The organism is Acinetobacter pittii (assembly GCF_034064985.1).
Taxonomy (GTDB): Bacteria; Pseudomonadota; Gammaproteobacteria; order Pseudomonadales; family Moraxellaceae; genus Acinetobacter; species Acinetobacter pittii_H.
The window spans coordinates 3,735,966-3,760,568 of the sequence record NZ_CP139249.1 but is presented as its reverse complement, the minus strand read 5'-3'; the positions used below and the strand labels follow the sequence as shown (position 1 = coordinate 3,760,568).

The following is a 24,603-nucleotide window of genomic DNA, read 5'->3' as shown; positions in this document are numbered from 1 at the left end:
CATCCTGAATTTTATTAATTTGAGTAGTTGTTTTATTTGATATCTATTTGAATGTGAAAGAAAAATATTAAATACATTTGGCTGATTTATAGCACTTTAAAATGATCTGATTTTACGGTTTAAATACCTATTTAATAAGAAATTAACCTAAAACTGCATATTTAGACTAGTTACATTTTGAAAATGAGTATAGATAGACAGATTAGTCTTTTTTTAATTAAAATGCGGCCTAAATATAAGTTTGATTGATAATAAAAATGCAGATGAGTGTGTCGAGTATATTGGAGCGTTTAGGCCTTGTTTCACAAAATCGCGCTGTTCATATCCAATTCTCAAATCAGTCTTTAAATCAGCAAGTTTTCTTGCAACGCATCGAGGGCGAACATACCCTCAACCAAGGTAGCGTTGCTGAATTACTGTGTCTATCGACCAACGCACATATTGCATTAAAACAATTTATTGGCTGTCAGGTTGCTGTCGATCAGGTCACTGACACAGGCCAGTTTTTTAGAACTACGGGCATTATTACCGAAGCGAGCCAAGGGCAAAGCGACGGTTCACTCACCATTTATACCTTAACCTTAAAAGACCCAACTGCACTTTGGCATAAACGCCGTAATAGCCGTGTGTTTATGAACAAAAGCGTGCGCGATATTAGCGAAATTCTGTTTAAAGAATGGCAAGGCAAAAGCCTGTTATTTGCCGCAAGCTTAACGCTTGATACATCTGGCTTAACCAAAGACTACGATGTACGTCCATTTGTGATGCAGTCAAACGAAAGTGATTATGACTTTTTAACCCGTTTATGGCGTAGTGAAGGCATTAACTGGCTGGTCGATGAATCGCAACTTTTTGTCGCTGACCCGAATGCTTCCATTCAGCCACAAGTCTTACGTTTAATTGATGATAACCAAAACTATCAAGCGCTTGAACGTCGTAGCCTCCGCTACCAGCGCAGCAGTGCTACAGAACAGTTTGATACCATTACCCAAGTCAAGGCAGAGCGCCGCTTACAGCCGACTTCGGTTCATGTGCAACGCTGGCAAGCCGATGCCCTACAACAAGAAGAAGGTAGCGGCAGCGTACAAGGCACGCAAAAGCACAGCGAAAACTATGATAATGCTAGCCTAAACCTTGAAGATGCATGGCATGTTAGCCCTGCTTGGATGCAGGACCTAAAAGGCGAAGACCAAGCTACAGCTTCAGGCAATAGCCAGATTGAACAGCTTAACCAGCATATGAATGCTTACCATCACCTAACTTCTAAACAATTTACCGTTTCAGGTAACGTCCGTGATGCACAGGTCGGTTACTGGTTTGAACTCAATGAGCATCCTGAACTCGACCAGCATGACAGTGCTGATAAAGAATTCTTAATCTTAAGCAAGCATTACTACAACCAAAATAATTTACCCAAAGAATTACAACAGCAACTTGAGCGACTATTACCAAAAGACAAGCTCAAGGCAGCCCAACTCGATAGCCAAAACCCTGAGCAGCGCCACTATGCTGAGTTGAACGTGGTTCGACGCAACATTAAAGCTGTGCCTGAATATAACCCGCTAGAACATCGACCAGCTGCTTACCCGCAGCGCGCTAGAGTGGTTGGATTAGAGGGCGAAAACATTCATGTCGACCAGTGGGGGCGCATAAAAGTCCGTTTCCTGTTTACCCGAGCTGATGATCATAGCCATGACGGTGGAGCAGGAAGTAACGACAATGACACTGACTCCGCTTGGGTCGATGTACTCACCCCTTGGGCAGGCGCAGGCTATGGCGCACGCTTCTTACCACGTGTCGGTGAGATTGTTGCCATCGATTTCTTTGACGGCAATATTGACCGCCCATTTGTGGTGGGGCGTATTCATGAAGCTGAACGGTATCCAACCCAGTTCGATCAGAAAGGTCAGCTACCCGACACTAAAAAACTCAGTGGTATTCGCTCCGAAGAAGTGGATGGTAAAGGTTTTAACCAACTCCGTTTTGATGACACTACAGGCCAAATCAGTGCCCAGCTACAAAGCAGCCATGCCGCAAGCCAATTAAACCTCGGTAACTTAAGCCATCCAAAAGACAAGGCGGAAAGTGAAGGTCGTGGTGAAGGCTTTGAACTCAGAACTGACCAGTGGGGTGCAGTCAGAGCGGGTAGTGGCTTACTCGTTAGTACCCATAAACAGGACCAAGCTCAAGGTGTACATCTTGATGCAAATGAGGCCAAACAACAAATCGAAGGTGGCCTCAACAATGCCAAGGCACTCAGTGAAGTCGCTAAAAATCAGCAAACTGACCCGTTAGAAAATTTAGAAAACCTAAAGTCGTTTATTGAAAAACTTGAGCAGCAAGACAACGCAAAAGCCAAAACCTTTAAAGAGGCGATTATGTTGTTGGCAAGTCCGAATAGTGTCGCGCTGAGTAGTAACGAAGACATTCATTTAAGCGCAGATGGCCAGATAAACCAAACTGCTGGTGATAGCATTAATCTGTCTACCCAAAAGAATTTAATCGCGCATGCCCAAAATAAAATTAGCCTTTTTGCGGCTCAAGAAGGTGCAAGACTCTATGCAGGCAAAGGCAAAGTTGAGATACAAGCACAAGGCGATGGTGCAGATTTAATTGCCCGTAAAGCTGTTCAGATTATTTCAGCAGAAGACAAAATTGAGGCGACAGCAGCCAAAGAAATTGTACTCACCGCAGGCGGCTCTCAAGTCAAAATTACTGGTTCAGGTATTTTTATGACCACCAGCGGTAAATTTGAAGTGAAGGCTGGGCAGCATTTGTTTATGGGAGGCGGGAGTGCGAATGCTAATGTTCCTGCATTGCCTAAATTGGAGTTTGCTCAATCTCCGTATTCTGCTCAATATCAATTATTTAAAGCAGATGGTAGAAATTTCCAAGGATATAAATATTTTATCCATGATTCAAAAAATAATTTAATAAAGCAAGGTATTACTGATAATCAAGGTTTTACTGAACAAGTAGTGACAGAGAGTAAAGAAAGAATCATAGGTTATAAATCTGTAATGAGAGAAAGTGAGCGTATTACTGAGAATTGGGAAGCAAAGTTAGAACAGGTAGCTAATAAAATGAGTTCGGTAGGAAAATAATTATGCTTCCTGTAGTGATTGGAATAATTGAACTAGCTGGATATGCAATAACGGCATATGAATTATATCGTACAGCAGCAAATGCTTATGATGAGGTCAAAAACTATCAAGATAATATTAAAAAGGCAAAAGAAGAAATCAAGAAAATAATGAAAAATCTTGATAAGGAGATCACTGACAAAATTGATCGGCAACGTGAGAAAGTATTATTAACGACCTTGACCACAGGTGATAAACAAACTAACAGTACAAAGTCTGCTTCTGGAAGACCACAAGTAAAAAGTAATGTAATTACTGCTGCCATAAAGCAGAAAATTCCCTTTAGGCCTATTATTAGTCAAATATGTGAAAAAGCAGATCATTTGCCGATGATCCAGTTAAGAAAACAAAAAGGTAAAAAATTAAAAGATGTTATACCGAAGAGTAAGGTGGATATCGTCGCGAAGCTATTGAAGATGACTGCTCAAGAATTAGCAGGTGCAAGTGTTGATGAATATATTATTATTAGATTAAAGCAGCTTGCCGTAAACTTCATGTTTGAGTTTATGGACGAGCTTTTAAAATGGCGTAGTCCTTTAAAATCAGAAGTATGTTTCGGTTATGATATAAAAACTAGGAAATATTTAGCGCCTCAATTAGATGGTCAGACACGTATTAAAAGAGTAGGTTCAGAATTAAATCCATTTTGGCCAATGCCTTATAAAGGTAAAGGTGTAATTGGTGCAGATATTATTATTCCTGAATATCGTGGCGAGTCTTTAACTTTGACTAATATTTTTGCATTGGTTGAAATTAAATTTCAGAATGATCGGATTGATGAAGAACAGTTTCGTAATTATGAGAGATTAAAAAGCCAATGTGCTCAGCAAAAGAAAGCCAGTAAAATAACAGCAAGTGAGGGCTTTAAATTATCATTGTTCCGCTATCCCGAAGATGCATTAACTACAGAAGCTAAAGACTCTAAGCCTACAACACCAAATAAAAAGCGTAAAACCAATTAAGGAATATTACATGAGTACATCTGAAACTTTTTTAAATGATGAAGAGATTTTTGAGTTAGTACGGGATATTCCACTTGATACTTCAATTATTTATGGTGAGGAAGATCAAGAATTTGGTATTTGTCCATACATTACCTTTTATATTTATCATCAAGATAATGAAGTGGATGAGGTAGCTAATAAAATTATCGATCTTTATGAAGAATTTGAAAATGAAATAATTGATAAGCCCTTTAAGTTACGTTATCGAAAATCAAAAAGTGGCGCTAGTACATGGAAAAAATCAGAGAGATGGAAGCAGACCCGACAAGAAATGATAGAACAAATGTACGAGAGTTATAAAAAATATTTTGTTTATTATATTGCAGCAACAACAGGAGACTCTCCTGTTCAAAGTGCACGTTGGGCATTTTGTGCTCAAATATTTGAAGGTGATTCGAGCTATAGTACGGTAAAGTTATCATTTGGTGATAAGTGGTTTCGAGAAAATAAAAACAAATGGTATGCATTTATTAAAAAATGGCTCATAAAACTTAATCCTATACAGGCTTATAGTGGTTATGAAATTGGTATAACAACGAACTTTAATTATGTTTCACCAGAGTTTGAAACAGTAGAACGGATTTTTAGTGATTATTTTTATGGTCTAGATATTGACCATCCTAATATGAATCATTCACATGATGATCCAGATGGCTTTATCTATACCCCTTCTTTAGCTGCAGGAATAAGAACCCCAACATGGTGTTTTTTGCTTTCACCTTATTGGATAGAAAAGCTAGGGTTAATTGAAGAACAAATTCGTTTAAAACTCAATGATCCACGAATCGAGATTACCAAATTACCAGATCCAGCAGACCCTGAAAAATACAGTCTATGGATTCGACTTGGAGAATTATCACTTTATCCAGTTGAAGAGGGTGTTCCAGATTTATTGGTAATGGCAAATGAGCTTATTAAGCCAATTCGTTGTAATGATTTAAAATTAACGACTTTAGATGCATGGGATGATGATCCGAACCCAAGATTTGATATAGAGAACTCTCCACAATGGATTGCCCGTTTTGATGAAGATAGCCATTGGCCAGAGGGTAAACGAGTCAATAAGATTCATGTAGCACTGTTAGAGAAAAATAAAATTAAGGTACTCGGTGGTGAAATATGTCCGAAAGCAGGTGAATGGTATAGTCCTGCAAATAATATGGAAAAGCGCTACTTTACAGAAGGTGAAATCATGCCTGAGATTGAAGATAATGCTTGGGGTGAAACTATTTGGTATTTAGATATAGAAAATGAATAATATTTTTATCTATTTAATTTATTAATATTATGGAGCCTATCTAGATGATGGGCTTTTTAATGTATACAAGGAAGTGTTCTGGTATTGGTATCCTCATTGGTGGTGCAATTGGGGGGATTGCTGCATATCAACTGGTAGATGCATTCGATAAAGAATTAGAAGCATTTACTGCTTGGACTGTATTTTAAAAAGAGGTAAAACAATGCTATTTAATTTTTTTAAACAAGAAAGTAATCATAAAGAAGAAAAATCTTCTCCATATTTAACGAAAGAATTATCTTGGGATGAAGAAAAAATAATAGCAATTCAATTTAATGGTACGCAGCGGACTATGTATTATAAAAATATTATACGGATAGAAATCATTATTACTAATCTGTATTTACCCGTACCTAAATGGGTTATACAAGATGATAATTTAGAAGATCATACGACAATAGATTTTTATAATGACATAAAGCCAAATATTAATGATTTGGTTGTTGATATGTTTAATAAAAAAATAAAAAATTATGATAATCAGAAAGTTCATGAAAAAATTATAGAAGCAATGGGTGAAAGCAGTGGCTTATTTCATTTATGGAGCAGAGAAGATCTTGAGCAGGTACTAAATAAGATATGGGATAATAATAAAGATAAAATAGAAGCTGATATTAATAAGGCTATAAAAGATGCGGAAGAGCAGAGAAAAAACAAGCAATGGTGGAAAATTTTTTAAAAGATTTAGAATGGGTTGGCTATAATTATGCCCGAAATCTAGAGAAATAAAGATGAACTTTAAAAACTTAATAATATTGTTTTTAATGACAAGTTTTTTAGGGTGTAGTAGAGATTACAAGATTGAACCACATGAGCTCCCAGTAGCTTATGTAGGAAAGTCATATAGTCAATTTATTAAAATTACAGGTGATAAAGTCTCAGAACAACATTTTGGATTAACTTCTAATATTCCAGAAAATCAGGGTTTCCAAATTACTCCAGTAGATGATATAGATTGATACAATCATATAAAAATAGAAGGTATTCCTAAATATAAAGGAAAATACAAAATTATAATTAATCCATATTTTTATGGGCGAGGCGATAATAAGCTAACTAAAACCTATGAATTTGTAGTTAAAGAATAAAAGATATTTTTAATAAGAAGTAGATATGAAAAAGAATTTATTAATTACCATACTAATTTTACTTTTCATCGTTCAGTCCTTAATAAACTATTCCTTCTGGAAAAGTACAAAAACACCCGAAATTCATGTTCTAGAAAAACCTTTGCGGATAGCATCGAATTTCGATAACTATGCACAATATACAATCCTTCCTGCAGGAACTGTTTTATATGATGATAGTGACTCTTTGAACAGAAGGGTTATGGTTTATTTCAATTTACAAGGTGTAGATTTTAAATTCGAAGAACAAGACCCAGATATCTTAAAACAACCTAGTGAAGTCAGTGCTATAAGGTCGAAGGACTTGCCTGATTTACTAAAAGAAATTCCTCTGACTAAAAAAGATATTTATTTAATTATTAAACATGATGAACGTATAAAAGACTCTGTGAGTTCAATTTTATTCAAAGAATACAAAATTGATCCTTCAGAGTATGAAAAATAATTAAATATTTCTGAGACATAGAACTATAAATTAAAAAATTTCAGAGAAGCGTAATTTATTACGCTTCTTCTGCCATAAGAAATAGTTTAAGCAGCTTGAATAGCTTCACCACAAAAGGAGACAGTTTCTTGTTTATGCTGGTGTAAGTACCAGAACTGCTCCGCAATGGTTTCTGGATGTACCGTGTAGGTCTTATCTTGTGCTCCAGATGTCCCATCAACGAAACCATTCACAATCACTTGGCTCACATAAACATTTGAGTCCGCTAGACTATGAGCAAGTAAATTGGTGGTTTTGTATTGAGCGGCAGCGGTGGTTGCTAAGGATGAATATTCTTTAGCCACCAAGTCGATACCAACTGCATCGAAAGCAAAAATTCCGTTTGTCGATAAAATGCTACCGTGGTTCTTCTCTAAATCGCCTAAGCAAGCTTGAACCTTCGCAATATAGCTCGAAACACGAATATGAAAGCTTTTAGTAAGCTCTAGTGGAGGGGTTTCTAAGATATTTCCTTCAATATCATGGAAAGCATTCCAATGAATATTTTTAATCTCTCCTAATCGGTCTTTAATACGATTAATAAGATTTGGTATATCTTCAAGAACCGCTAAATCACATGTAAAAGCGTAAGCTTCAATACCTTGAGTTTTAAGTTCTAAAATGGCTTTTTCGAGTTTTTGAGCGTTTCGTGCCACTAAACCGATTTTATAGCCTTCTTTACCAAATTTATGTGCTATAGCTTTGGAGATACCCGTTCCATAACCAAAAATTATAATATTGTTGTTCATTATAAAGTTCCAAAAAACCAATTATTTGGTTAGAAATAATTTATAATATGTTTTTATAATATATTCAAGCGCAAAAGTTATCTCTGAGAATAGTACGCAAAGAATAAAAACACTTAATAGCAGTAATGAGTAAGTCTATTTTGTATGAGCTAGACGACTAAACATATGCTGATAAAATAATTATTAGTTTGACTTCTCTATTTTCCTAACATAAATTAACTGGAACGATCGTTCCCGTTAAGTCTAATTATGCGAACAAAAGAATTTGAAACTGATGAAATTGCTGATGCTGCGATGCAGGTTTTTTGGCGCCGCGGTTATGCTGCAACTTCAGTTCAAGACTTGGTTGACGGTACGGGATTATCTAGAAGTAGCCTTTACAGCACCTTTCAAAACAAGCAAGGGCTCTATCAAAAAGCGTTACAGCGTTATGAGCTTTTAACCACGCTTAACAATGTGAAGCTATTGTCTGGTTCAGGTTCTTCGAAAGCACTTATTCGACAATTACTTCTTAATATTGTTGAAGATGAGCTAAGTGATCCAGAACACAAAGGATGTCTTGTTGCAAATGCATGTTTAGAACTGGCTGGCCATGATGAAGATGTCGCTCAATTTGTTGTGAGTAATCTACAGAAACTTCAACATGCTTTAGAGATTTTGTTAATTAAAGCTCAACAATCTGGTGAAATTCCTTCTACCCAAAATCCACGCGCGTTAGCGAGTTTTTTTGTAAATACGATTCAAGGCTTACGTGTTCTGGGAAAAGGCAGCCCGCTTGAACAAAGAAAGCAATGTTTAATGGATGTGGCCGGAATTGCTTTAAACGTTTTATAAAACTCAATTGAACCTTAACTATTGTTGAGCTGAATAGTTAAGGTTTTTATTTAACTTAAACTGGAACGATCATTCCAAAATAATGATTTTAGTTCACATGGAGAACAAATGCCTTTCCATCCTAGCCTTATAAAACAAGCATATAGCGATGCAGAGCAGAGTAAGTACCTTGCAAGGAAATTTGAGAGTAAAGCTTTATGAATACTAAGAGTAATGAAACATCTCATCAGTTAACTGATGAATTCTCTATTCAATTACCAATTTGGAAACTATTGGCTTTTACAGTTGCAGGCTTTCTGACCATCATGACAGAAACCATGCCAGCAGGGCTTTTGCCCCAAATCAGTCAAGGCTTACATATTTCAGAAGCTTATGCAGGGCAGCTTATAGCAGTGTATGCCTTAGGTTCTGTTTTAGCAGCAATACCGCTGATTAGCCTTACCCGTAGTTGGAATCGGAGACCCTTATTACTCAGTGCTATTGCAGGGTTACTTTTATTTAACGCGATTACTGCCTTATCAAATGACTATACTCTGACTTTAATTGCTCGTTTTATTGCAGGGATGGCAGCGGGTGTTATTTGGGGGCTTTTAGCGGGTTATGTAAGACGCATGGTCTCTGCATCGTATCAAGGACGAGCTTTAGCAATCGCTGGGGTTGGGCAACCGATAGCTTTATCAATAGGAGTTCCTTTGGGTGCGTGGTTGGGAACATTGTTTGAATGGCGTGGTGTGTTTTGGATCATGTCTTTATTGGCATTGATTTTATTTGTCTGGATTCGTTTTAGCATTCCTGATTTTGTAGGGCAGTCAGCGCAAAAAAGGTTACCCATTTTAAAAGTTCTTTTAATGCCGGGCATTAGAGCTGTTTTAGCAGTCGTCTTTCTTTGGATATTGGCACATAGCATTCTCTATACTTATATTTCACCCTTTTTGGTCTCGACAGGGCAGACATACAACGTTGAGACTATCCTGTTTATATTCGGCATTTCTTCAATTGTAGGCATTCTCATTACAGGCATGTTTATCGATCGTTCATTAAGAAAAATAACGCTTTTAAGCTTATTTATCTTTGCTATCGCAACAGCGCTCTTGGGTGTTTATAGTTCCTCAAGTTTTGTTGTCTTGGTGGGTGTTGTGTTATGGGGAGCCACTTTTGGTGGGGCTCCAACACTATTACAAACAGCCTTGGCAAATACTGCAGAACATGAAGCAGATGTGGCACAGTCGATGTTGGTCACGGTATTTAACCTTGCTATCGCATTCGGTGGAATGATTGGCGGAGGACTGCTTGAAAGTTTTGGGGCGGCTTCTTTTCCGTGGTTTATGCTAGTTTTTGCCCTGATTGCGTTATGTACTGTTTACTATGCCCGTAAACATGGTTTTATTTCTTCATAAAAGATTTTTGCCCTTCATGGTTAAAAAGTGAAGGGTGACTTAATTTTCTTGATGTACTGTCACTCAAAATAATTAATGACTTGGTAAAATAAACCTAAAAACACAAATAAAATGGAATTTAAATTTAACTAATTATGGTTAAATGGGAATAAATTCTTTTAAATTGGCTTAATGTTGTAAAAATTTCCAAAAATATTAAAAATTCGCTTTTCTTAGAAAAACAATCCCGCGGGGTGCTGGCTAAACTATATCTCAAGGGTGTGATAGGGATCGAAAAGAGTAGCATGCACCAAAACGTATAACGTTAGTGTGTACTCACCCAAAAGGTCTCGATTCGGCTTAGGACGCTATAGATCAAAAGTTTATAGGCACAAGGTTATAACTTACAAAGTTATGATTGTTGAAGTAAACCATAGATGTTTTCCCTTGACACCCTAAAAAATTCTCTATAATAAAAACGATACTTTACAAGAATATAATTCATGAATAAGCCTTATCTTTCTGCTTTACCTACCGACAGTCAAATCTCATCTCAATTGAATAATGCTTACTTCCACGATTCGTGGAGTATTGTGCTTGGTCAGCCCGACCTAAATGTATTTCAGCAACTTATTAAGCTATTCCAGCACACTCCGCAATGGGTAGAGTGGAGCATGAATATGCGTAATAAAATTACTTCAAAGATTGGGCTTAAAGATTTAGGAAGTTTTCAGCAAATTGATTCAAATAAAAAAGAAAGTGAATATGTGGCAGGCGACCAAATTGGAATTTTTACTTTTTTGCAGCGTACCGAAAATGAGTTAGTGATTGGAGATGATGACAAGCATTTAAATGTGACTTTATCCATATACAAGAATGAAAAGACTCAAGTACTCACCATAACTACAGTGGTGCATATTAAAAATTGGCTTGGAAGACTCTATATGGCGCCTGTAATTCCTGCCCATCGAAAAATCGTACCAGCGACTTTACAGATTTTAGGTTAGATTACTATTTTTATTTACGATGTGATCAGCCAAAATTGTTTATATAATAATCTTATTATCATAATAAAGAGCTGAATAATATGGAAAATAAAAATCAGTGTCGGCAGTGCGCCGTTTGTGGGAAAAATTTTCCGTTAAAAGATCTAGTATCTGGTGAAGTCATTCGTAATGTGATTAGTGATGAAATTTTAAAAGACTATCCAGATTGGAATTACTCAAGCTTTATTTGTCGGGCAGATCTGGCAGATTATCGAGTTAAATATGTACAGTCCCTATTACGCTCGGAAAAGGGTGAGTTATCTAATTTAGAAAACGAAGTGATTGGCAGTATGCAACGCCATGAGCTGATTAGCCGAAATACAGAGTCGGATTTTGATCAGAATTGGACATTTGGAGAAAAGTTAGCAGATAAGATTGCGACATTTGGTGGTAGCTGGGCTTTTCTCATTTGTTTTGCTCTATTTTTGACAGGTTGGATTATTCTAAATACGGTGGTGATGGTTGTACGTCCCGTCGACCCTTATCCCTTTATTTTGCTGAATTTAGTATTGTCATGTTTAGCTGCAATTCAAGCGCCTATTATTATGATGAGCCAAAATCGCCAAGAAGCAAAAGACCGCTTACGTTCTCAACATGACTATCAGATTAATTTAAAAGCCGAGCTTGAGATTCGCCATTTGCATGAAAAAATGGACCATCTTTTGTCGCATCAATGGGAAAGACTTGCGCATATTCAAGAAATTCAGCTCGATCTTTTGGCTGAAATGAATAAAAAACGATAAAGATTTTCTGAGTTTCACGTGGAACATGAGTAGAGCGTTATAGATTACTTTGCGGTAGGTTCGAAATTTCTTTATGATTTGCCGCCATGCTCCATTGCTGTTTCTACGACCATGCCTTTAAATGACAACTTTGTTTACGCTCCGCCACAAGATCCGCTTTCAATTTTATTTGAAGACGATGATTTGGTTGTGGTTGATAAACCTGCAGGTTTGTTGTCGGTTATGGGACGTTTACCTGAACATCATGACAGTGCTTATTTACGGGTGCTGGAAAAGTTCCCTTTAGCGAAGGTCACACATCGTTTAGATATGGCAACATCAGGCTTACTTATGTTTGCCAAGCACCGTGATGCAGAAGTTGCGGTAAGTAAAATGTTTCAGGCCAGAACAGTCAAAAAGCATTATATTGCTTTGGTGCAAGGCCAAGTCGCAGAAGAGGGAAGCGTTGAAGTTCCGCTCATTACCGACTGGGAAAATCGCCCAAGACAAATTGTACATTTTGAATTAGGTAAACACGCTAAAACCTTGTTTCAGCCTTTGGTTTATGATGGAAAAACCGATCAAAGTCGAGTATTGCTTGAACCTGTAACAGGACGTTCACATCAGTTACGCGTCCACATGATGCATATAGGACATCCGATTATGGGTGATAAGTTATATCATCCTGAACCTAAACGTTTTCACTTAAACCGCATGGCCTTACATGCTGCATATTTGGCTTTCCAGCATCCATTAAATGGAACGGATGTGATCATTGAATCACAAGTGCCTTTTTAAAATTTATATACAATTAAAAATTCAATTTGGTGCAATTGGGAACGGAATATATACCCAAATTGCAATAAAAGTCGGGTATTCTTGATGTCGAATAATATTAATACTGCGACAACAACAAGGATCACTTTATGAATCGTGACTACGAACAATTTCCAGATGACGATAACGGCAACGTACTTTGGCAAATGGCTGAAGATGGGGATGATTTAACCGAGCTGCATGAAATTGAATTTTCTATCGCTTTTCAAGATCAGAAAAATGCAGAGCAATGCGCACTCTATTTGCTTTACCAAGAACAAAAAGTTTCACTTTTCCAAGATGATTCTGTTGAGCCAAACGAGTGGGTGATTACCATCTTCGTTAACATGGAACCTGAGTATTCAGATATTGTTGACTTGGAACAATGGTTTGCCAGTATCGCTGAGAAATTTCAGGGCGAATATGATGGATGGGGCTGTATGGCCTATGTCTTCGAGGAAGACGAAGAAGATGACCTGTTGCAGTAAGGTCTAAAATAAAGAGTAGGAGATAAATATGAACTTATCTCAAAAACAAATTGCAGTACAGTTTTTAGAGCTTGCCGCAGCTGGCGAAGTCGATGAAGCCTATAGCAATTACACTGCGCCGAACTTCAAGCATCATAACCCTTATTTTGCAGGTGATGCGACTTCTTTGAAGGAAGGAATGCGTGAAAGTGCAATTGAAACTCCTAACAAAGTCTTTGATGTTCAACATGTCATTGAAGAGGGCGATTTGGTTGCTGTGCATTCAAAACTTGAAATGCAAATGAACGGCTTAACCACCTTGGCCGTGGTTCATATTTGTCGTTTTGAAAAGGGCAAAATTGCTGAGTTTTGGGATATCGGTCAAGTACAGCCCGACCCCCTCATCAATGAAAATGGTATGTTCTAATCAAAAGCCCGAAACTATTCGGGCTTTTCTATTTATGGATGAATTAAAATTTCCACTGTGCCGAAATTGAGGCGTTCAGTGGTTCACCGGGTTGAACCCATAAATCGCTATAGCTTGAAACATAGTAGGTTTTATCAAACAGATTGTTTACGTTCAGCTGATAACGTAAACGATCAGATGGGGCATAGTAGCCATTTAAATTGACCAGCGTATAACTCGGTAAATTAAAGCCATTATCAAGATTATGTCCACTGCGCTCTCCCACATAGGTAAGGTTAGCTCCTACACCTGCCTTTCGTGGGCCTTCTTGTAGAAACTCATAATTGGTGCTTACGGAGCCTTGATGTTTTGGAACATTGCTCAGACGAGCGCCTTTTGCCAAGTCTTGGTCTTTTTCAATTTGAGCATCGGTATAACTATAGTTGGCATTGACGAACCAGCGGTCATTGATTTGGCTATTTAAATCAAACTCAATCCCTTTACTATTCACTTCACCTGCTGCGGTTTGAAAATTACTGTCGATTGGATCGGTTGTCAGTACATTCTGTTTTTTCATTTTAAACAAAGCGAGACTCAGCACACTTTGGTCGTTTATTTTATATTTGGTGCCGACTTCATAGCTTTCTCCTTTTTCAGGAGCAAAAGTCTGACCATTTCGATTCATGCCACTATTCATGGCAAATGAGTGGCCATAATTGCTATAAAAAGCCCATTGCTCAGAGGCTTTAAAGTTTACTCCGAAACGTGGACTATTTTGATGAAGTGTCTCGTTGCTTTCAGTCTGAGGCAAATGATTTTTAAAGTTTTGTTCGACCTGATCAAAACGGTTGCCAAATAGCACACTCCATTGATCATTGAAAAAGATCTGGTCTTGTACATTAAGCGCAAAGTAACGTTGGCGCTCTTTAATGTTGGTAAATGGAGCTAAGCTAGGTAAATATTTACCATATTCAGGTTGGTAAATATCAATTGTGTTTGTTGAACTTGTGCTGTGATTACGACGAAGCTGGTTTTGTTTATAGTCGAGTTGACCAAGCTCGGTTGAAAGTAAAATTTCATGGCGAGCCCAAGACGTATCAACCTTGCCAAGTAACTCTGTCTGAGCTAGGACATCTTCACTTGTATAGTCACGATAACGACGTTGACGTTCTAAAGTACGTCCATCGGCTTGCATACGACGAGGTTCGGTTGCAAAGCCGACCATTTTGGCGTCTTTATAACTAACCGCACTATTTAGCTTCCAGTCAGGGTTAAATTCGTGACTCAGACGTAATTGGTAAAAGTAATCTTTTATTTTCAAATCGCCATCGTCAGGTTCACCTGTAAAGGTTTTCGGGTCCATCACAAACTGATGATTGACTGTGCTGACACCGCGGTCAAAGGTTCCTTTATGCTCTGTAAATTCACTGTCAAAGTCGAGTTGTGTTTGGTCTGAAATTTTCCATGTGAGCTGTGGTGAAAAGAACCAGCGTTCACTGCTGACATGATCACGGAAGCTTTGATTATCTTCATGAGCCACGGCTACGCGATAGGCTAGTTCATCGTTAATAGGCGCGGTATGTTCCAGACTAATTCGATATTGTTCTTGGGTATTGGCACGTAGGTTAAGTTCGCTTTCACTTTCCCATTGTGGTTTTTTACTGTTGAGGTTAAGCAAGCCTCCTGTTTCGCCTCGGCCATATAAAGCTGCCATTGGCCCTTTTAAAAACTCTAAAGATTCAATATTTACGACATCTTTTGGAGCACTAATCCCTCGGTTGACACTCAAGCCGTTGCGGATCACTGAGGCACCTAAATTGGGATCGGTACTAAAACCGCGGAAAGAGTAATTGTCCCAAAAGCCACCACCAAAACTGTTTTGATGAAAAACTCCACTCACTAAGCTTAATGCGTCATCAATCCGTTGAACGTCTTGTTGTTCCATCATTTGTTTTGAAACATAAGCACGGTTAAAAGGGACATCTAAAACATCGTGAGTAAATTTAGTTGTCGAGCTATTTTGGCTCACATCTTCTCGGGTGCTTTCGGCCTGAACACGTATGGTTTCTAGTACCGTTGATGTTTCCTCTCCCCAAGTGAGGGTCGATATAAATGATAGACCTAACGAAGACAACAATCCTAATTTGTGTCGCATAAATAATCAGCCATAAAAAGACAAAAGGAATTAAATGTAATAGTATAACGTTACATTATTTTATTGATTACCGCTATGTCTATAGAAAAAAATATTGAACGTTTACAGTCGATTGATGCATTGCGTGGTTTGGTTATCCTTATTATGTTGCTCGACCATGTAAGAGAAACTTTCTATTTACATAAACAGGTTACCGATCCAATGGATGTGACCGCGACTGAACCCGCCTTATTTGGTAGTCGGTTATTGGCACATATCTGTGCTCCGGTTTTTGTACTTTTAACCGGTATTTCTGCATTTTTATTTCAATCAAAAAAACAGGACTTACAACAAACGCGTGCATTTCTATTAAAACGCGGCTTATTTTTAATTATGTTAGAGCTTACCCTTGTGAACTTTGCATGGACAGCAACTTTTCCGCCTGAAGTCATTTATTTACAAGTGATCTGGGCGATTGGTATTAGCATGGTAGTGCTAGCGTGCTGTATGAGTTTACCGTTACCAGTCATTGCGGGCGCAGGTTTGGTTATTGTTTTTGGGCACAACTTGTTAGATTCGGTGCACTTCTCACAAGGCATCCTACAGAATATATGGTTCGTTTTACATGAACGTGGCTGGATTGAATTTGCGGGTATTAAGCTTCGCACAAGCTATCCAGTTTTACCTTGGATTGGGGTGATTTTATTGGGCTATGCTTTAGGTCAGTTCTTTAGTTCAAAATATTCAGCAAAGCAAAGAAGCCGCGCTTTACTCAGCCTTGGTTTAGCAAGTATTGGGTTGTTTGTTTTACTGCGTTTGATCAACGTCTATGGCGACCAGCCGTGGCAACATTTTGAGTCATTACAACTGAGTCTTATGAGCTTTTTTAACCTCACCAAGTATCCGCCGTCTTTACTATTTATTTTGCTAAATGTTGGAATTGGCTTGCTTGTGCTCGTTGCTTTTGAACGTATGCAGCAATACTCATTTTTAAAACCATTGGTCGTGTTTGGTTCAGTGCCGATGTTCTTTTATTTATTGCACTTATATGTATTGAAACTCCTGTATGTGTTCGTACTCAGCGTGTGGGGAGCTAATTACGGAAACTATTTGTCGGTCAACCATGTGTGGATGCTATGGCTAATTATAATTGTACTGTCTTTTGTACTTTATCCAGCGGTTAAGTGGTTCTCGAAATTCAAACATCAAAACAAACATATTTCGATTTTAAAATATTTCTAATTTTCAAAACGTGAGTAAAGCGAGTTCAATAATGCTCGCTTTACTTGCTTACATCTAAATATAAAGTTTCTTTCACTTCTTCCATGACCACATAACTATGTGAAGATGCCGAAGCGGGGAGCTTTTTTAATAGATCTCCTAATAAGCGGCGGTATGCACTCATTTCTTTTAAGCGAGCTTTTACAAGGTAGTCAAATTCGCCAGAAATAAGGTGACATTCGAGCACTTCAGGAATCTCGACTAAATCTCTAGCTACCTGATCAAACACATCGCCAGATTTGGCAGATAACTTAATTTCTAAAAAGACAAGCAAGTTACGGTCCACAAAGGCTGGGTTTAGCCGTGCGTAATAACCCATGATAATGCCATCGCGCTCAAGGCGCTTTACACGCTCTGAACAGGGGGTGGTAGACAGGTTGACTCTCGATGCCAATTCACTAATCGCAATTCGTCCTTCGCGCTGCAAAATGTCCAGAATCATGCGATCTATACGATCTAAGGGGCGCATAGATATTTCCTCTTTTTTTAAAATTCTCGCGAGAAAAACATAAATTTACCTAGATTATACCCTGAAAAACAGTGAAATAAACTATTGAAGCAGAAATATACTAGTTAAATAAACTGGTGTGCGTGAGGGAATGGAAATGCGCGTAATTATTTTAGGTAGCGGCGTTATTGGAGTGGCAAGTGCCTATTATCTAGCTCAACAAGGAGCTGAGGTTACTGTTCTCGATCGCCAGTCAGGTCCTGCTGAAGAAACAAGTTTTGGTAATGCAGGTCAAATTTCGCCTGGGTATTCGACTCCTTGGGCAGCACCAGGAATTCCTTTTAAAGCTGTGAAATGGATGTTTCAACATCATGCACCGCTTGCGATTAATTTAGATGGCAGCATGTGGCAGTTACAGTGGATGGCTCAAATGCTAAAAAACTGTAATCCGCAAAGTTATGCTGTAAACAAAGAACGTATGATGCGCGTGGCTGAATACAGCCGTGACTGCTTACGTGAACTTAGAAAAGATACAGGCATTAATTACGAAAACCGTGCAAAAGGCACGTTGCAGTTATTCCGTAAAGAAGCACAAATGGAAGCGGTTCAACGTGACATTAGCGTGCTACAAGAATGCGGCGTAAGCTACGAATTATTAAATGGCAATGAACTTGGTCGTGTAGAACCAGCGTTGGCAAATGCGCAAGATAAACTTGTTGGTGGTTTACACTTACCAAATGATGAAACAGGTGACTGTTATTTATTTACCAATGCTTTAGCTCAAATTGCTAAAGAGTTGGGTGTTAACTTCCAGTTCAACCAGAACGTAGAAAAATTGATTGTTGAAGGCGATGAAATTAAGGGCGTTCAGGTCAATGGTAAGGTCTTAACCGCAGATCGATATGTCTTAGCATTTGGTAGCTATTCACGTGATTTCTTGAAACCACTCGATCTACAGTTGCCTGTATATCCTGTGAAAGGTTATTCGTTGACGATTCCAATTGTTGACCCTGCTTTTGCTCCACAATCTACAGTGCTTGATGAAACCTACAAAATTGCGATTACTCGTTTTGACCAACGTATTCGCGTAGGTGGTATGGCTGAGTTAAGTGGCTTTAACTTAGGCCTAAATGAAGACCGCCGTGCAACATTGCAAATGGTGACTCAGGACTTGTTCCCGGGCGGCGATATGGCACAGGCGTCTTTCTGGACGGGTCTACGTCCAATGACACCAGACAGTACCCCAATTATTGGCGCAACTCGCTTTAAAAATCTGTTCTTGAATACAGGTCACGGTACTCTAGGCTGGACGATGGCGTGTGGTTCAGGAAAATTAATCAGTGACATCGTATTGAATCATAAGACTGATATCAGTACCGATGGCCTTTCAATTCAGCGTTATTCACACGCGCATGCTGCATAACGGACGTTAGGAAAGTAATCATGCCTCGTCCTATTACCGCAGTCATCCACCGTCAAGCCTTACAAAATAACTTGGCAGTGGTACGCAAGGCTATGCCAAACAGTAAGGTCTTTGCCGTTGTAAAAGCTAATGCTTATGGACACGGAATTGAACGTGTTTATGAAGCGTTTAAAGCAGCAGATGGCTTTGCCTTACTTGATCTTGATGAAGCAAAACGCATTCGTGCTTTAGGTTGGGCAGGTCCAATTTTATTGCTCGAAGGAATTTTCTCTCCTCAAGATTTATTTGATTGTGTGCAATATCAACTCAGTTTCACCATTCATAGTGAAGCGCAAATCGAGTGGGTAGAAAAGCATCCTTATCCTGCTCAATTTGATGTTTGCCTAAAAATGAACAGTGGTATGAACCGTCTTGGTTTTAAACCACAGCACTATGTTCAGGCTTGGGAACGTTTAAATAACTTGGCGAACGTGTCCAAGATTACGCACATGATGCATTTTTCAGATGCAGATGGCGAGCGTTTCGGACAGCAAGGTATTGATTATCAAATTACTGCCTTTGAAGAAATTGTGAAGGATTTACCGGGTGAAAGATCGGTAAGTAATAGTGCGGCAATTCTGCGCTATCAAGATCAGCTCAAATCAGATTATGCCCGTAGTGGCATCATGCTTTATGGCAGCTCGCCAGACTACCCAACGCATAGTATTGCGGATTGGGGCTTACAACCGACCATGAGCTTACGCAGTGAAATTATTTCCGTTCAGCATTTAGAGCCGAATGAAAGCGTGGGTTATGGCTCAAACTTTGTCGCAGAGCAGCCCATGACGATTGGAATTGTCGCTTGTGGCTATGCTGATGGTTATCAACGTATTTCACCAACAGGTACGCCTGTTTTAGTGGACTCAGTCCGCACTCGCACAATTGGTCGTGTCAGCATGGATATGTTGGCAGTCGATTTAACGGGCATTGACAGTGCCAAAGTTGGTAGCGAAGTGGTGCTCTGGGGCCAATCAAGTCCAGGCGTCGTTTTACCTATTGATGATGTCGCTGTTTCATCCGGTACGGTGGGCTATGAACTGATGTGTGCTGTCACCGCCCGTGTTCAATTTATTAATCAGGTATAAGGAAATCCGAATGTCTAATTCAGATATACAAAAGATTAACACTAACGAAGTCATGAGCGCCGTGACTGTTTTTAACAAAGTAGTTTATCTGTCAGGGCAGGTACCTAAAAATACCGAGCAAGACGTGGCAGGCCAAACTCGTGAAATTCTTGCAACGATTGATGAACTTTTGGCATTAGCCAATACCGACAAATCTCGTTTGCTCTCTGCACAGCTCTATTTGAAAAATCTTTCTGACTTTTCAACCGTAAATGCAATTTGGGTTGACTGGTTAAAAGGGTGTGTTGCTCCATCGCGTGCCACAATTCAAGCCGATTTGGTAAATCCGGATTGGTTAATTGAAATTGCCGTGACGGCAGCACAAAAGTAATTCGTTTTTACTCCAAAAATGATGATGTATCTAACAGAAGGAAGATAGATACGGTTTAACCAGTCTTTTTTGGTGAACAGATTCAGTGACCTATGGCATACGGTTCGATTTTCGCCATAGGTTGCTGATCTTAACAAAGGAATTCAAAAAGGAATTTTAATATGACAACGGCTCGTCATTCAGATACAGAAAATTCTCCTGATCATCTGCAACGAAAACTGTCTAACCGTCATTTACAACTTATTGCTATTGGCGGTGCAATTGGAACTGGCCTATTTATGGGTTCAGGTAAAACCATCTCCCTCGCAGGTCCTTCAATCCTTTTGATCTATATGATTATTGGAGGAATGTTCTTTTTCTTAATGCGTGCAATGGGCGAGTTGCTCCTTGCAAATCTGCATTATAAATCTTTTGTTGATATGGCTCATGACCTGATTGGTCCTTGGGCTGGTTATTATTTGGGCTGGACTTATTGGTTAGGTTGGGTGCTGGTGGGTATTGCGGACCTTTCAGCAGTCATTAACTATTTAGGTTTCTGGCTGCCTGACGGTGCAAGTTTCTCACCAATACAGCAAGCCATGATTAGCGCAGGTTGTGTGTTGTTTGTGATGGGTCTTAACCTCCTAACAGTACGCCTATTTGGTGAAATTGAATTCTGGTTTGCTCTTATTAAGATCTTGGCGATTATTGGTCTGATCGGAGTGGGCGGCTACATGATTTTCAGCCATTTCCAAGCTCCGCAAGGCGCTGTCGCAAGCATCAGTAATGTTTGGTCACATGGCGGTTTATTCCCGAAAGGTACAGAAGGCTTCTTGGCAGGATTCCAGATTGCTGTATTTGCTTTTGTCGGGGTGGAACTTGTAGGTACAACGGCTGCTGAAACCAAAGATCCACAGAAAAACTTACCGAAAGCGATTAATGCGATTCCAGTACGTATTATTTTGTTCTATGTGTTGGCACTGTTTATTGTGATGTCAGTAACACCGTGGGACCATATTCGTGCAGACAAAAGTCCGTTTGTTGAGTTGTTCTTAAATGCAGGTATTCCTGTTTCTGCAATCATCATGAACTTAGTTGTACTTTCTTCGGTGATGTCTTCAATGAACAGCGGCGTGTTTTCAACTAGCCGTATGTTGTTTGGTTTATCAAAAGATGGTCAGGCACCTGGTGCATTTGGTCGTTTATCAAAACGCGCAGTTCCTTCAAATGGTTTGATTTTCTCTTGTACGTTTATCATGGGCGGAGCGGTGCTTCAGTACTTTGTTCCAAACACAATGGAAGCATTTACTTTAGCAAGTTCACTCTGTGTGATTCTATTCATTAGTGTCTGGAGTCTTATCATGGTGTGCTATTTACGCTATCGTAAATTACGTCCTGAATTACATGAAAAATCTACTTTTAAAATGCCAGGTGGCGTTTGGATGAGTTATGTTGTTTTGGCATTCATGCTTTTCACTTTGGTGATCTTGGCATTAGAGCCAGATACATTGAAAGCTTTATATGTCAGTCCAGTATGGCTGGTTATTTTAGGTGTTACCTATCATGTGTTGTATAAACCACGTATGAAAAAACTAGGACGTGAACTCGTCAACGATCATTAAGTTTTATTAAAAAGCCAATCAATCATGATTGGCTTTTTTTATTTTTATTAGATTTTTTATCGGAATAATATTGTTTATTTTTGAATCGATAGAGCAGTTTGGAGGGTATTGGCAAAGTACATATAGCAGGATCACATGCTACACTTCGGCTAATATGGAAACCCAGATTGATTAATTAAAATTGCCGTGAAGGCAGGACATAAATAATGTGAATTAAAAAAATCAGGACAAACGATTTATCAATTAAGGAAAAAATATACTTGAACATCTTGTCCTGAGGTATAGACTCAGCAACCCACGATATACGGTTCGTTTTTCTCCCTATAGGTTGCTGATTTAAGTTAAGCAAAATATAAAAAGGACTTCTAATATGACAATGGTTCATCATTCTGATGAGGCAAGCTCCCCTGATCATTTACAACGGAAATTAAATAATCGCCATCTACAAATGATTGCAATTGGCGGTGCAATTGGAACTGGTCTATTTATGGGCTCGGGCAAAACCATCTCCCTCGCAGGTCCTTCAATCCTCGTTATCTACATGATAATTGGTGGCATGTTCTTTTTTCTGATGCGTGCATTGGGTGAACTACTGCTTGCCAACTTACATTACAAATCATTTGTCGATATGGCTTATGATTTGATTGGACCATGGGCTGGCTACTATATCGGCTGGACCTATTGGTTAGGCTGGGTACTGGTCGGTATTGCTGATTTGTCTGCGGTCATTAACTATTTAAGTTTCTGGCTGCCCGAAGGCGCCAGTTTCTCACCCATGCAACAAGCCATGATTAGTTCAGGCTGTGTACTATTCATTTTAGGGCTTAACCTTCTTACCGTTAAGCTATTTGGTGAAGTTGAATTCTGGTTCGCACTCATTAAGATTTTGGCCATTATTGGCTTGATCGGAGTCGGTGGTTACATGCTCCTCACTCATTTTCAAGCTCCGCATGGCGAGGTTGTGAGTGTAAGTAATGTGTGGTCGCATGGCGGCATATTTCCAAAAGGCGTAAGCGGATTTTTGGCAGGTTTCCAGATTGCCGTGTTTGCCTTTATTGGCGTTGAATTGATTGGTACAACTGCTGCTGAAACGAAAGATCCACAAACGAATCTGCCTAAAGCGATTAATGCTATTCCGTTACGTATTATCCTTTTCTATGTGTTGGCACTCTTTGTGGTGATGTCAGTAACACCTTGGGATCACATTCGTGCAGATAAAAGTCCGTTTGTTGAGTTGTTCTTAAATGCAGGTATTCCGATTTCAGCCATCATCATGAATTTGGTTGTATTGTCTTCAGTGATGTCTTCAATGAATAGCGGCGTATTTTCAACCAGTCGTATGCTGTTCGGTTTATCAAAAGATGGTCAGGCGCCAAGTGCATTGGGGCGTTTATCAAAACGTGCCGTACCTTCAAATGGTTTAATCTTCTCATGTATTTTCATTATGGGTGGGGCAGTGCTTCAGTACTTTGTTCCAAACACCATGGAAGCATTTACTTTGGCAAGTTCACTCTGTGTCATTTTATTCATTAGCGTGTGGATTTTAATCATGGCGTGCTATTTACGTTACCGTAAGTTGAGTCCAGAGTTACATGCTGCATCAACATTTAAAATGCCGGGTGGCGTGTTAATGGCTTATGTCGTTATTGCATTCTTCTTGTTTACTTTAGTGATTTTGGCACTCGAGCCAGATACATTAAAAGCGGTATACGTGAGTCCACTATGGTTGGTGGTTTTAAGCGTGACATATTTTGTGTTCTATAAGCCACGTATCAAAAAATTAGACCAAGAACTTGTTTAATGAACTATAAATGATTTTAAAAAAGCCAATCGATCATGATTGGCTTTTTTATTTAGGTTCTTTAATCAACCAACAAATGCTGATATTTATCGGCTTGTTTCCGTAGATAATCCCAAACCAATTTAATGCGCGGTTCATGTTGTAAATCAACAAAGGTCAGCATCCAAAACGTGTGGGTAAAGCGAACTTGTTGCTCTAACACCTCTTCAAGTTCTGGTTTATCATCTGCCAAAAACTTGGGTAAAATCGCAAGTCCTGCACCAGCACTCACCGCAATTTGTTGGGCCAAAATACTGCTGCTACGGAAGTTAGCATTCAGCTTTAGAGGTAACCGTTCTAAACAGTACAACTCGGGGCTATATACCAGATCGTCAATATAGTTCACAAAGCGATGTTGGGTTAAATCTTCTAAGGCTCGGATAGGTGGGTTTTGGGCCAGATAGTTTTTGCTACCGTAAATTTTTAAACAATAATCTGATAATCGCGTAATGATGTAAGGGCCAGACGTAGGACGATCAATTGACACCACAATATCTGCCTCACGGTGTGAAAGCTTAATCATTTTCGGCACTGGAATTAGATCGATGGTGAGCAGTGGATATTGGATAGAGAACTCAGCCAATAACCGAGCTAAAAACGCAGTACCAAAACCTTCAGGTGTGCCAATTCGCACACGACCTTGCAAAGGTTGGTGTGGTTTTTCAATTTGTAAGAAAGCTTGTTCCATTTGCTCAACTCGAGGAACCAGTGCCATCCCTTCGAGTGTCAGCTCATAACCCGTCGCTTCACGCTTAAACAGCGTTGTACCCAAAGCAAGTTCTAGGGCCTGAATTCGTCTAGCCACCGTACTGTGCTCGACACCAATAATTCGCGCAGCATTGGTCAAGGTTTTAGTCCGAGCTAAAACCAGAAAAAAATGTAGATGATCCCAATCCACTTTCATTTTTGTT

The 24,603-nt window shown here is 39.0% G+C and carries 23 protein-coding genes and 1 pseudogene; 20 read left to right on the top strand and 4 right to left on the bottom strand.

The window, feature by feature from the left end:
• Positions 1-257: 257 nt before the first annotated feature.
• From SOI76_RS18045 to SOI76_RS18015, 7 genes and pseudogenes are all read left to right on the top strand, one after another.
• On the top strand, positions 258-3,104 hold the full coding sequence (locus SOI76_RS18045) for a type VI secretion system Vgr family protein (RefSeq protein WP_104080435.1): 2,847 nt from the start codon (positions 258-260) through the stop codon (positions 3,102-3,104).
• Positions 3,105-3,106: 2 nt separating this feature from the next.
• Positions 3,107-4,105, top strand: coding sequence for a hypothetical protein (locus SOI76_RS18040; RefSeq protein WP_104080436.1), 999 nt, complete (start codon positions 3,107-3,109; stop codon positions 4,103-4,105).
• 10 nt (positions 4,106-4,115) lie between these two features.
• Positions 4,116-5,405 carry a type VI immunity family protein gene (locus SOI76_RS18035; protein WP_104080437.1) on the top strand — a complete coding sequence of 430 codons (1,290 nt, stop codon included), beginning with the start codon at positions 4,116-4,118 and terminating at the stop codon, positions 5,403-5,405.
• Positions 5,406-5,449: 44 nt separating this feature from the next.
• A complete protein-coding gene (locus tag SOI76_RS18030) occupies positions 5,450-5,593 on the top strand; it encodes a hypothetical protein (RefSeq protein ID WP_171293235.1) in 144 nt (47 codons plus the stop codon).
• A gap of 14 nt (positions 5,594-5,607) precedes the next feature.
• A complete protein-coding gene (locus SOI76_RS18025) occupies positions 5,608-6,123 on the top strand; it encodes a hypothetical protein (protein WP_104080438.1) in 516 nt (171 codons plus the stop codon).
• A 52-nt stretch (positions 6,124-6,175) separates the two neighbouring features.
• A pseudogene (locus SOI76_RS18020) lies at positions 6,176-6,532 on the top strand (hypothetical protein).
• Positions 6,533-6,557: 25 nt separating this feature from the next.
• Positions 6,558-7,016, top strand: coding sequence for a hypothetical protein (locus SOI76_RS18015; protein ID WP_104080439.1), 459 nt, complete (start codon positions 6,558-6,560; stop codon positions 7,014-7,016).
• Between the two features lie 86 nt (positions 7,017-7,102).
• Here SOI76_RS18015 and SOI76_RS18010 read toward each other — a convergent pair whose 3' ends face one another.
• Positions 7,103-7,804 carry an SDR family NAD(P)-dependent oxidoreductase gene (locus SOI76_RS18010; RefSeq protein ID WP_104080440.1) on the bottom strand — a complete coding sequence of 234 codons (702 nt, stop codon included), beginning with the start codon at positions 7,802-7,804 and terminating at the stop codon, positions 7,103-7,105.
• Between the two features lie 249 nt (positions 7,805-8,053).
• Here SOI76_RS18010 and SOI76_RS18005 point away from each other — a divergent pair, with 249 nt between their 5' ends.
• The 7 genes from SOI76_RS18005 to SOI76_RS17975 all read left to right on the top strand — a co-directional run bounded on the left by SOI76_RS18005 (position 8,054) and on the right by SOI76_RS17975 (position 13,492).
• Complete coding sequence (locus SOI76_RS18005; RefSeq protein WP_104080441.1) at positions 8,054-8,638, top strand: TetR/AcrR family transcriptional regulator; 585 nt, start codon at positions 8,054-8,056, stop codon at positions 8,636-8,638.
• A 197-nt stretch (positions 8,639-8,835) separates the two neighbouring features.
• A complete protein-coding gene (locus tag SOI76_RS18000) occupies positions 8,836-10,035 on the top strand; it encodes an MFS transporter (protein WP_104080442.1) in 1,200 nt (399 codons plus the stop codon).
• 482 nt (positions 10,036-10,517) lie between these two features.
• Entirely contained in the window at positions 10,518-11,021 is a 504-nt protein-coding gene (locus SOI76_RS17995; protein WP_104080443.1) for a DUF2867 domain-containing protein, read from the top strand.
• Between the two features lie 80 nt (positions 11,022-11,101).
• Positions 11,102-11,803, top strand: a complete 702-nt coding sequence (locus SOI76_RS17990) for a DUF1003 domain-containing protein (RefSeq protein ID WP_032005675.1) — start codon at positions 11,102-11,104, stop codon at positions 11,801-11,803.
• 111 nt (positions 11,804-11,914) lie between these two features.
• Positions 11,915-12,580, top strand: coding sequence for an RluA family pseudouridine synthase (locus tag SOI76_RS17985; protein ID WP_104080444.1), 666 nt, complete (start codon positions 11,915-11,917; stop codon positions 12,578-12,580).
• Positions 12,581-12,708: 128 nt separating this feature from the next.
• Positions 12,709-13,086, top strand: coding sequence for a ribonuclease E inhibitor RraB (locus SOI76_RS17980; protein WP_032055699.1), 378 nt, complete (start codon positions 12,709-12,711; stop codon positions 13,084-13,086).
• A 28-nt stretch (positions 13,087-13,114) separates the two neighbouring features.
• Positions 13,115-13,492, top strand: a complete 378-nt coding sequence (locus SOI76_RS17975; protein ID WP_104080445.1) for a nuclear transport factor 2 family protein — start codon at positions 13,115-13,117, stop codon at positions 13,490-13,492.
• Positions 13,493-13,535: 43 nt separating this feature from the next.
• Here SOI76_RS17975 and SOI76_RS17970 read toward each other — a convergent pair whose 3' ends face one another.
• Complete coding sequence (locus SOI76_RS17970) at positions 13,536-15,626, bottom strand: TonB-dependent receptor (protein WP_205668467.1); 2,091 nt, start codon at positions 15,624-15,626, stop codon at positions 13,536-13,538.
• 75 nt (positions 15,627-15,701) lie between these two features.
• On the opposite strand from SOI76_RS17970, the gene SOI76_RS17965 reads away from it, so the two are divergent.
• Positions 15,702-16,847, top strand: a complete 1,146-nt coding sequence (locus SOI76_RS17965) for a DUF1624 domain-containing protein (RefSeq protein ID WP_104080446.1) — start codon at positions 15,702-15,704, stop codon at positions 16,845-16,847.
• 40 nt (positions 16,848-16,887) lie between these two features.
• Here the strand turns inward: SOI76_RS17965 and SOI76_RS17960 are convergent, their stop codons facing one another.
• On the bottom strand, positions 16,888-17,355 hold the full coding sequence (locus tag SOI76_RS17960) for an Lrp/AsnC ligand binding domain-containing protein (RefSeq protein ID WP_005804788.1): 468 nt from the start codon (positions 17,353-17,355) through the stop codon (positions 16,888-16,890).
• Between the two features lie 136 nt (positions 17,356-17,491).
• Between SOI76_RS17960 and dadA the strand changes: the two genes are divergently transcribed.
• The 5 genes from dadA to SOI76_RS17935 all read left to right on the top strand — a co-directional run bounded on the left by dadA (position 17,492) and on the right by SOI76_RS17935 (position 23,653).
• Positions 17,492-18,757: a D-amino acid dehydrogenase gene (gene dadA / locus SOI76_RS17955; protein WP_032055707.1), complete on the top strand. Its 1,266-nt coding sequence runs from the start codon at positions 17,492-17,494 to the stop codon at positions 18,755-18,757.
• A 20-nt stretch (positions 18,758-18,777) separates the two neighbouring features.
• A complete protein-coding gene (gene alr / locus SOI76_RS17950; protein WP_104080447.1) occupies positions 18,778-19,881 on the top strand; it encodes an alanine racemase in 1,104 nt (367 codons plus the stop codon).
• A gap of 10 nt (positions 19,882-19,891) precedes the next feature.
• Positions 19,892-20,251: a RidA family protein gene (locus SOI76_RS17945; RefSeq protein ID WP_000071347.1), complete on the top strand. Its 360-nt coding sequence runs from the start codon at positions 19,892-19,894 to the stop codon at positions 20,249-20,251.
• A gap of 161 nt (positions 20,252-20,412) precedes the next feature.
• Positions 20,413-21,852 carry an amino acid permease gene (locus SOI76_RS17940; RefSeq protein ID WP_002118023.1) on the top strand — a complete coding sequence of 480 codons (1,440 nt, stop codon included), beginning with the start codon at positions 20,413-20,415 and terminating at the stop codon, positions 21,850-21,852.
• 370 nt (positions 21,853-22,222) lie between these two features.
• The gene (locus SOI76_RS17935) at positions 22,223-23,653 is read left to right on the top strand and encodes an amino acid permease (RefSeq protein WP_171293236.1); all 1,431 of its coding nucleotides are present in this window, start codon (positions 22,223-22,225) and stop codon (positions 23,651-23,653) included.
• A 61-nt stretch (positions 23,654-23,714) separates the two neighbouring features.
• On the opposite strand, the gene mauR is transcribed toward SOI76_RS17935, so the two are convergent.
• Positions 23,715-24,596 carry a LysR family transcriptional regulator gene (mauR, locus tag SOI76_RS17930; protein WP_005071920.1) on the bottom strand — a complete coding sequence of 294 codons (882 nt, stop codon included), beginning with the start codon at positions 24,594-24,596 and terminating at the stop codon, positions 23,715-23,717.
• Between the last annotated feature and the right edge of the window lie 7 nt (positions 24,597-24,603).

What these genes read in the sequence shown, in the direction of transcription:
- SOI76_RS17970 (WP_205668467.1), bottom strand. Translation starts at nt 15,626, where the DNA reads ATGCGACACAAATTAGGATTGTTGTCTTCGTTAGGTCTATCATTTATA.
- SOI76_RS17990 (WP_032005675.1), top strand. Translation starts at nt 11,102, where the DNA reads ATGGAAAATAAAAATCAGTGTCGGCAGTGCGCCGTTTGTGGGAAAAAT.
- SOI76_RS17940 (WP_002118023.1), top strand. Translation starts at nt 20,413, where the DNA reads ATGACAACGGCTCGTCATTCAGATACAGAAAATTCTCCTGATCATCTG.
- SOI76_RS18035 (WP_104080437.1), top strand. Translation starts at nt 4,116, where the DNA reads ATGAGTACATCTGAAACTTTTTTAAATGATGAAGAGATTTTTGAGTTA.
- SOI76_RS17965 (WP_104080446.1), top strand. Translation starts at nt 15,702, where the DNA reads ATGTCTATAGAAAAAAATATTGAACGTTTACAGTCGATTGATGCATTG.
- SOI76_RS17975 (WP_104080445.1), top strand. Translation starts at nt 13,115, where the DNA reads ATGAACTTATCTCAAAAACAAATTGCAGTACAGTTTTTAGAGCTTGCC.
- dadA (WP_032055707.1), top strand. Translation starts at nt 17,492, where the DNA reads ATGCGCGTAATTATTTTAGGTAGCGGCGTTATTGGAGTGGCAAGTGCC.
- SOI76_RS17995 (WP_104080443.1), top strand. Translation starts at nt 10,518, where the DNA reads ATGAATAAGCCTTATCTTTCTGCTTTACCTACCGACAGTCAAATCTCA.
- SOI76_RS18015 (WP_104080439.1), top strand. Translation starts at nt 6,558, where the DNA reads ATGAAAAAGAATTTATTAATTACCATACTAATTTTACTTTTCATCGTT.
- SOI76_RS17985 (WP_104080444.1), top strand. Translation starts at nt 11,915, where the DNA reads ATGCCTTTAAATGACAACTTTGTTTACGCTCCGCCACAAGATCCGCTT.
- SOI76_RS17960 (WP_005804788.1), bottom strand. Translation starts at nt 17,355, where the DNA reads ATGCGCCCCTTAGATCGTATAGATCGCATGATTCTGGACATTTTGCAG.
- SOI76_RS17980 (WP_032055699.1), top strand. Translation starts at nt 12,709, where the DNA reads ATGAATCGTGACTACGAACAATTTCCAGATGACGATAACGGCAACGTA.
- SOI76_RS17945 (WP_000071347.1), top strand. Translation starts at nt 19,892, where the DNA reads ATGTCTAATTCAGATATACAAAAGATTAACACTAACGAAGTCATGAGC.
- SOI76_RS18025 (WP_104080438.1), top strand. Translation starts at nt 5,608, where the DNA reads ATGCTATTTAATTTTTTTAAACAAGAAAGTAATCATAAAGAAGAAAAA.
- SOI76_RS18045 (WP_104080435.1), top strand. Translation starts at nt 258, where the DNA reads ATGCAGATGAGTGTGTCGAGTATATTGGAGCGTTTAGGCCTTGTTTCA.
- SOI76_RS18030 (WP_171293235.1), top strand. Translation starts at nt 5,450, where the DNA reads ATGATGGGCTTTTTAATGTATACAAGGAAGTGTTCTGGTATTGGTATC.
- SOI76_RS18010 (WP_104080440.1), bottom strand. Translation starts at nt 7,804, where the DNA reads ATGAACAACAATATTATAATTTTTGGTTATGGAACGGGTATCTCCAAA.
- SOI76_RS18000 (WP_104080442.1), top strand. Translation starts at nt 8,836, where the DNA reads ATGAATACTAAGAGTAATGAAACATCTCATCAGTTAACTGATGAATTC.
- SOI76_RS18040 (WP_104080436.1), top strand. Translation starts at nt 3,107, where the DNA reads ATGCTTCCTGTAGTGATTGGAATAATTGAACTAGCTGGATATGCAATA.
- alr (WP_104080447.1), top strand. Translation starts at nt 18,778, where the DNA reads ATGCCTCGTCCTATTACCGCAGTCATCCACCGTCAAGCCTTACAAAAT.
- mauR (WP_005071920.1), bottom strand. Translation starts at nt 24,596, where the DNA reads ATGAAAGTGGATTGGGATCATCTACATTTTTTTCTGGTTTTAGCTCGG.
- SOI76_RS17935 (WP_171293236.1), top strand. Translation starts at nt 22,223, where the DNA reads ATGACAATGGTTCATCATTCTGATGAGGCAAGCTCCCCTGATCATTTA.
- SOI76_RS18005 (WP_104080441.1), top strand. Translation starts at nt 8,054, where the DNA reads ATGCGAACAAAAGAATTTGAAACTGATGAAATTGCTGATGCTGCGATG.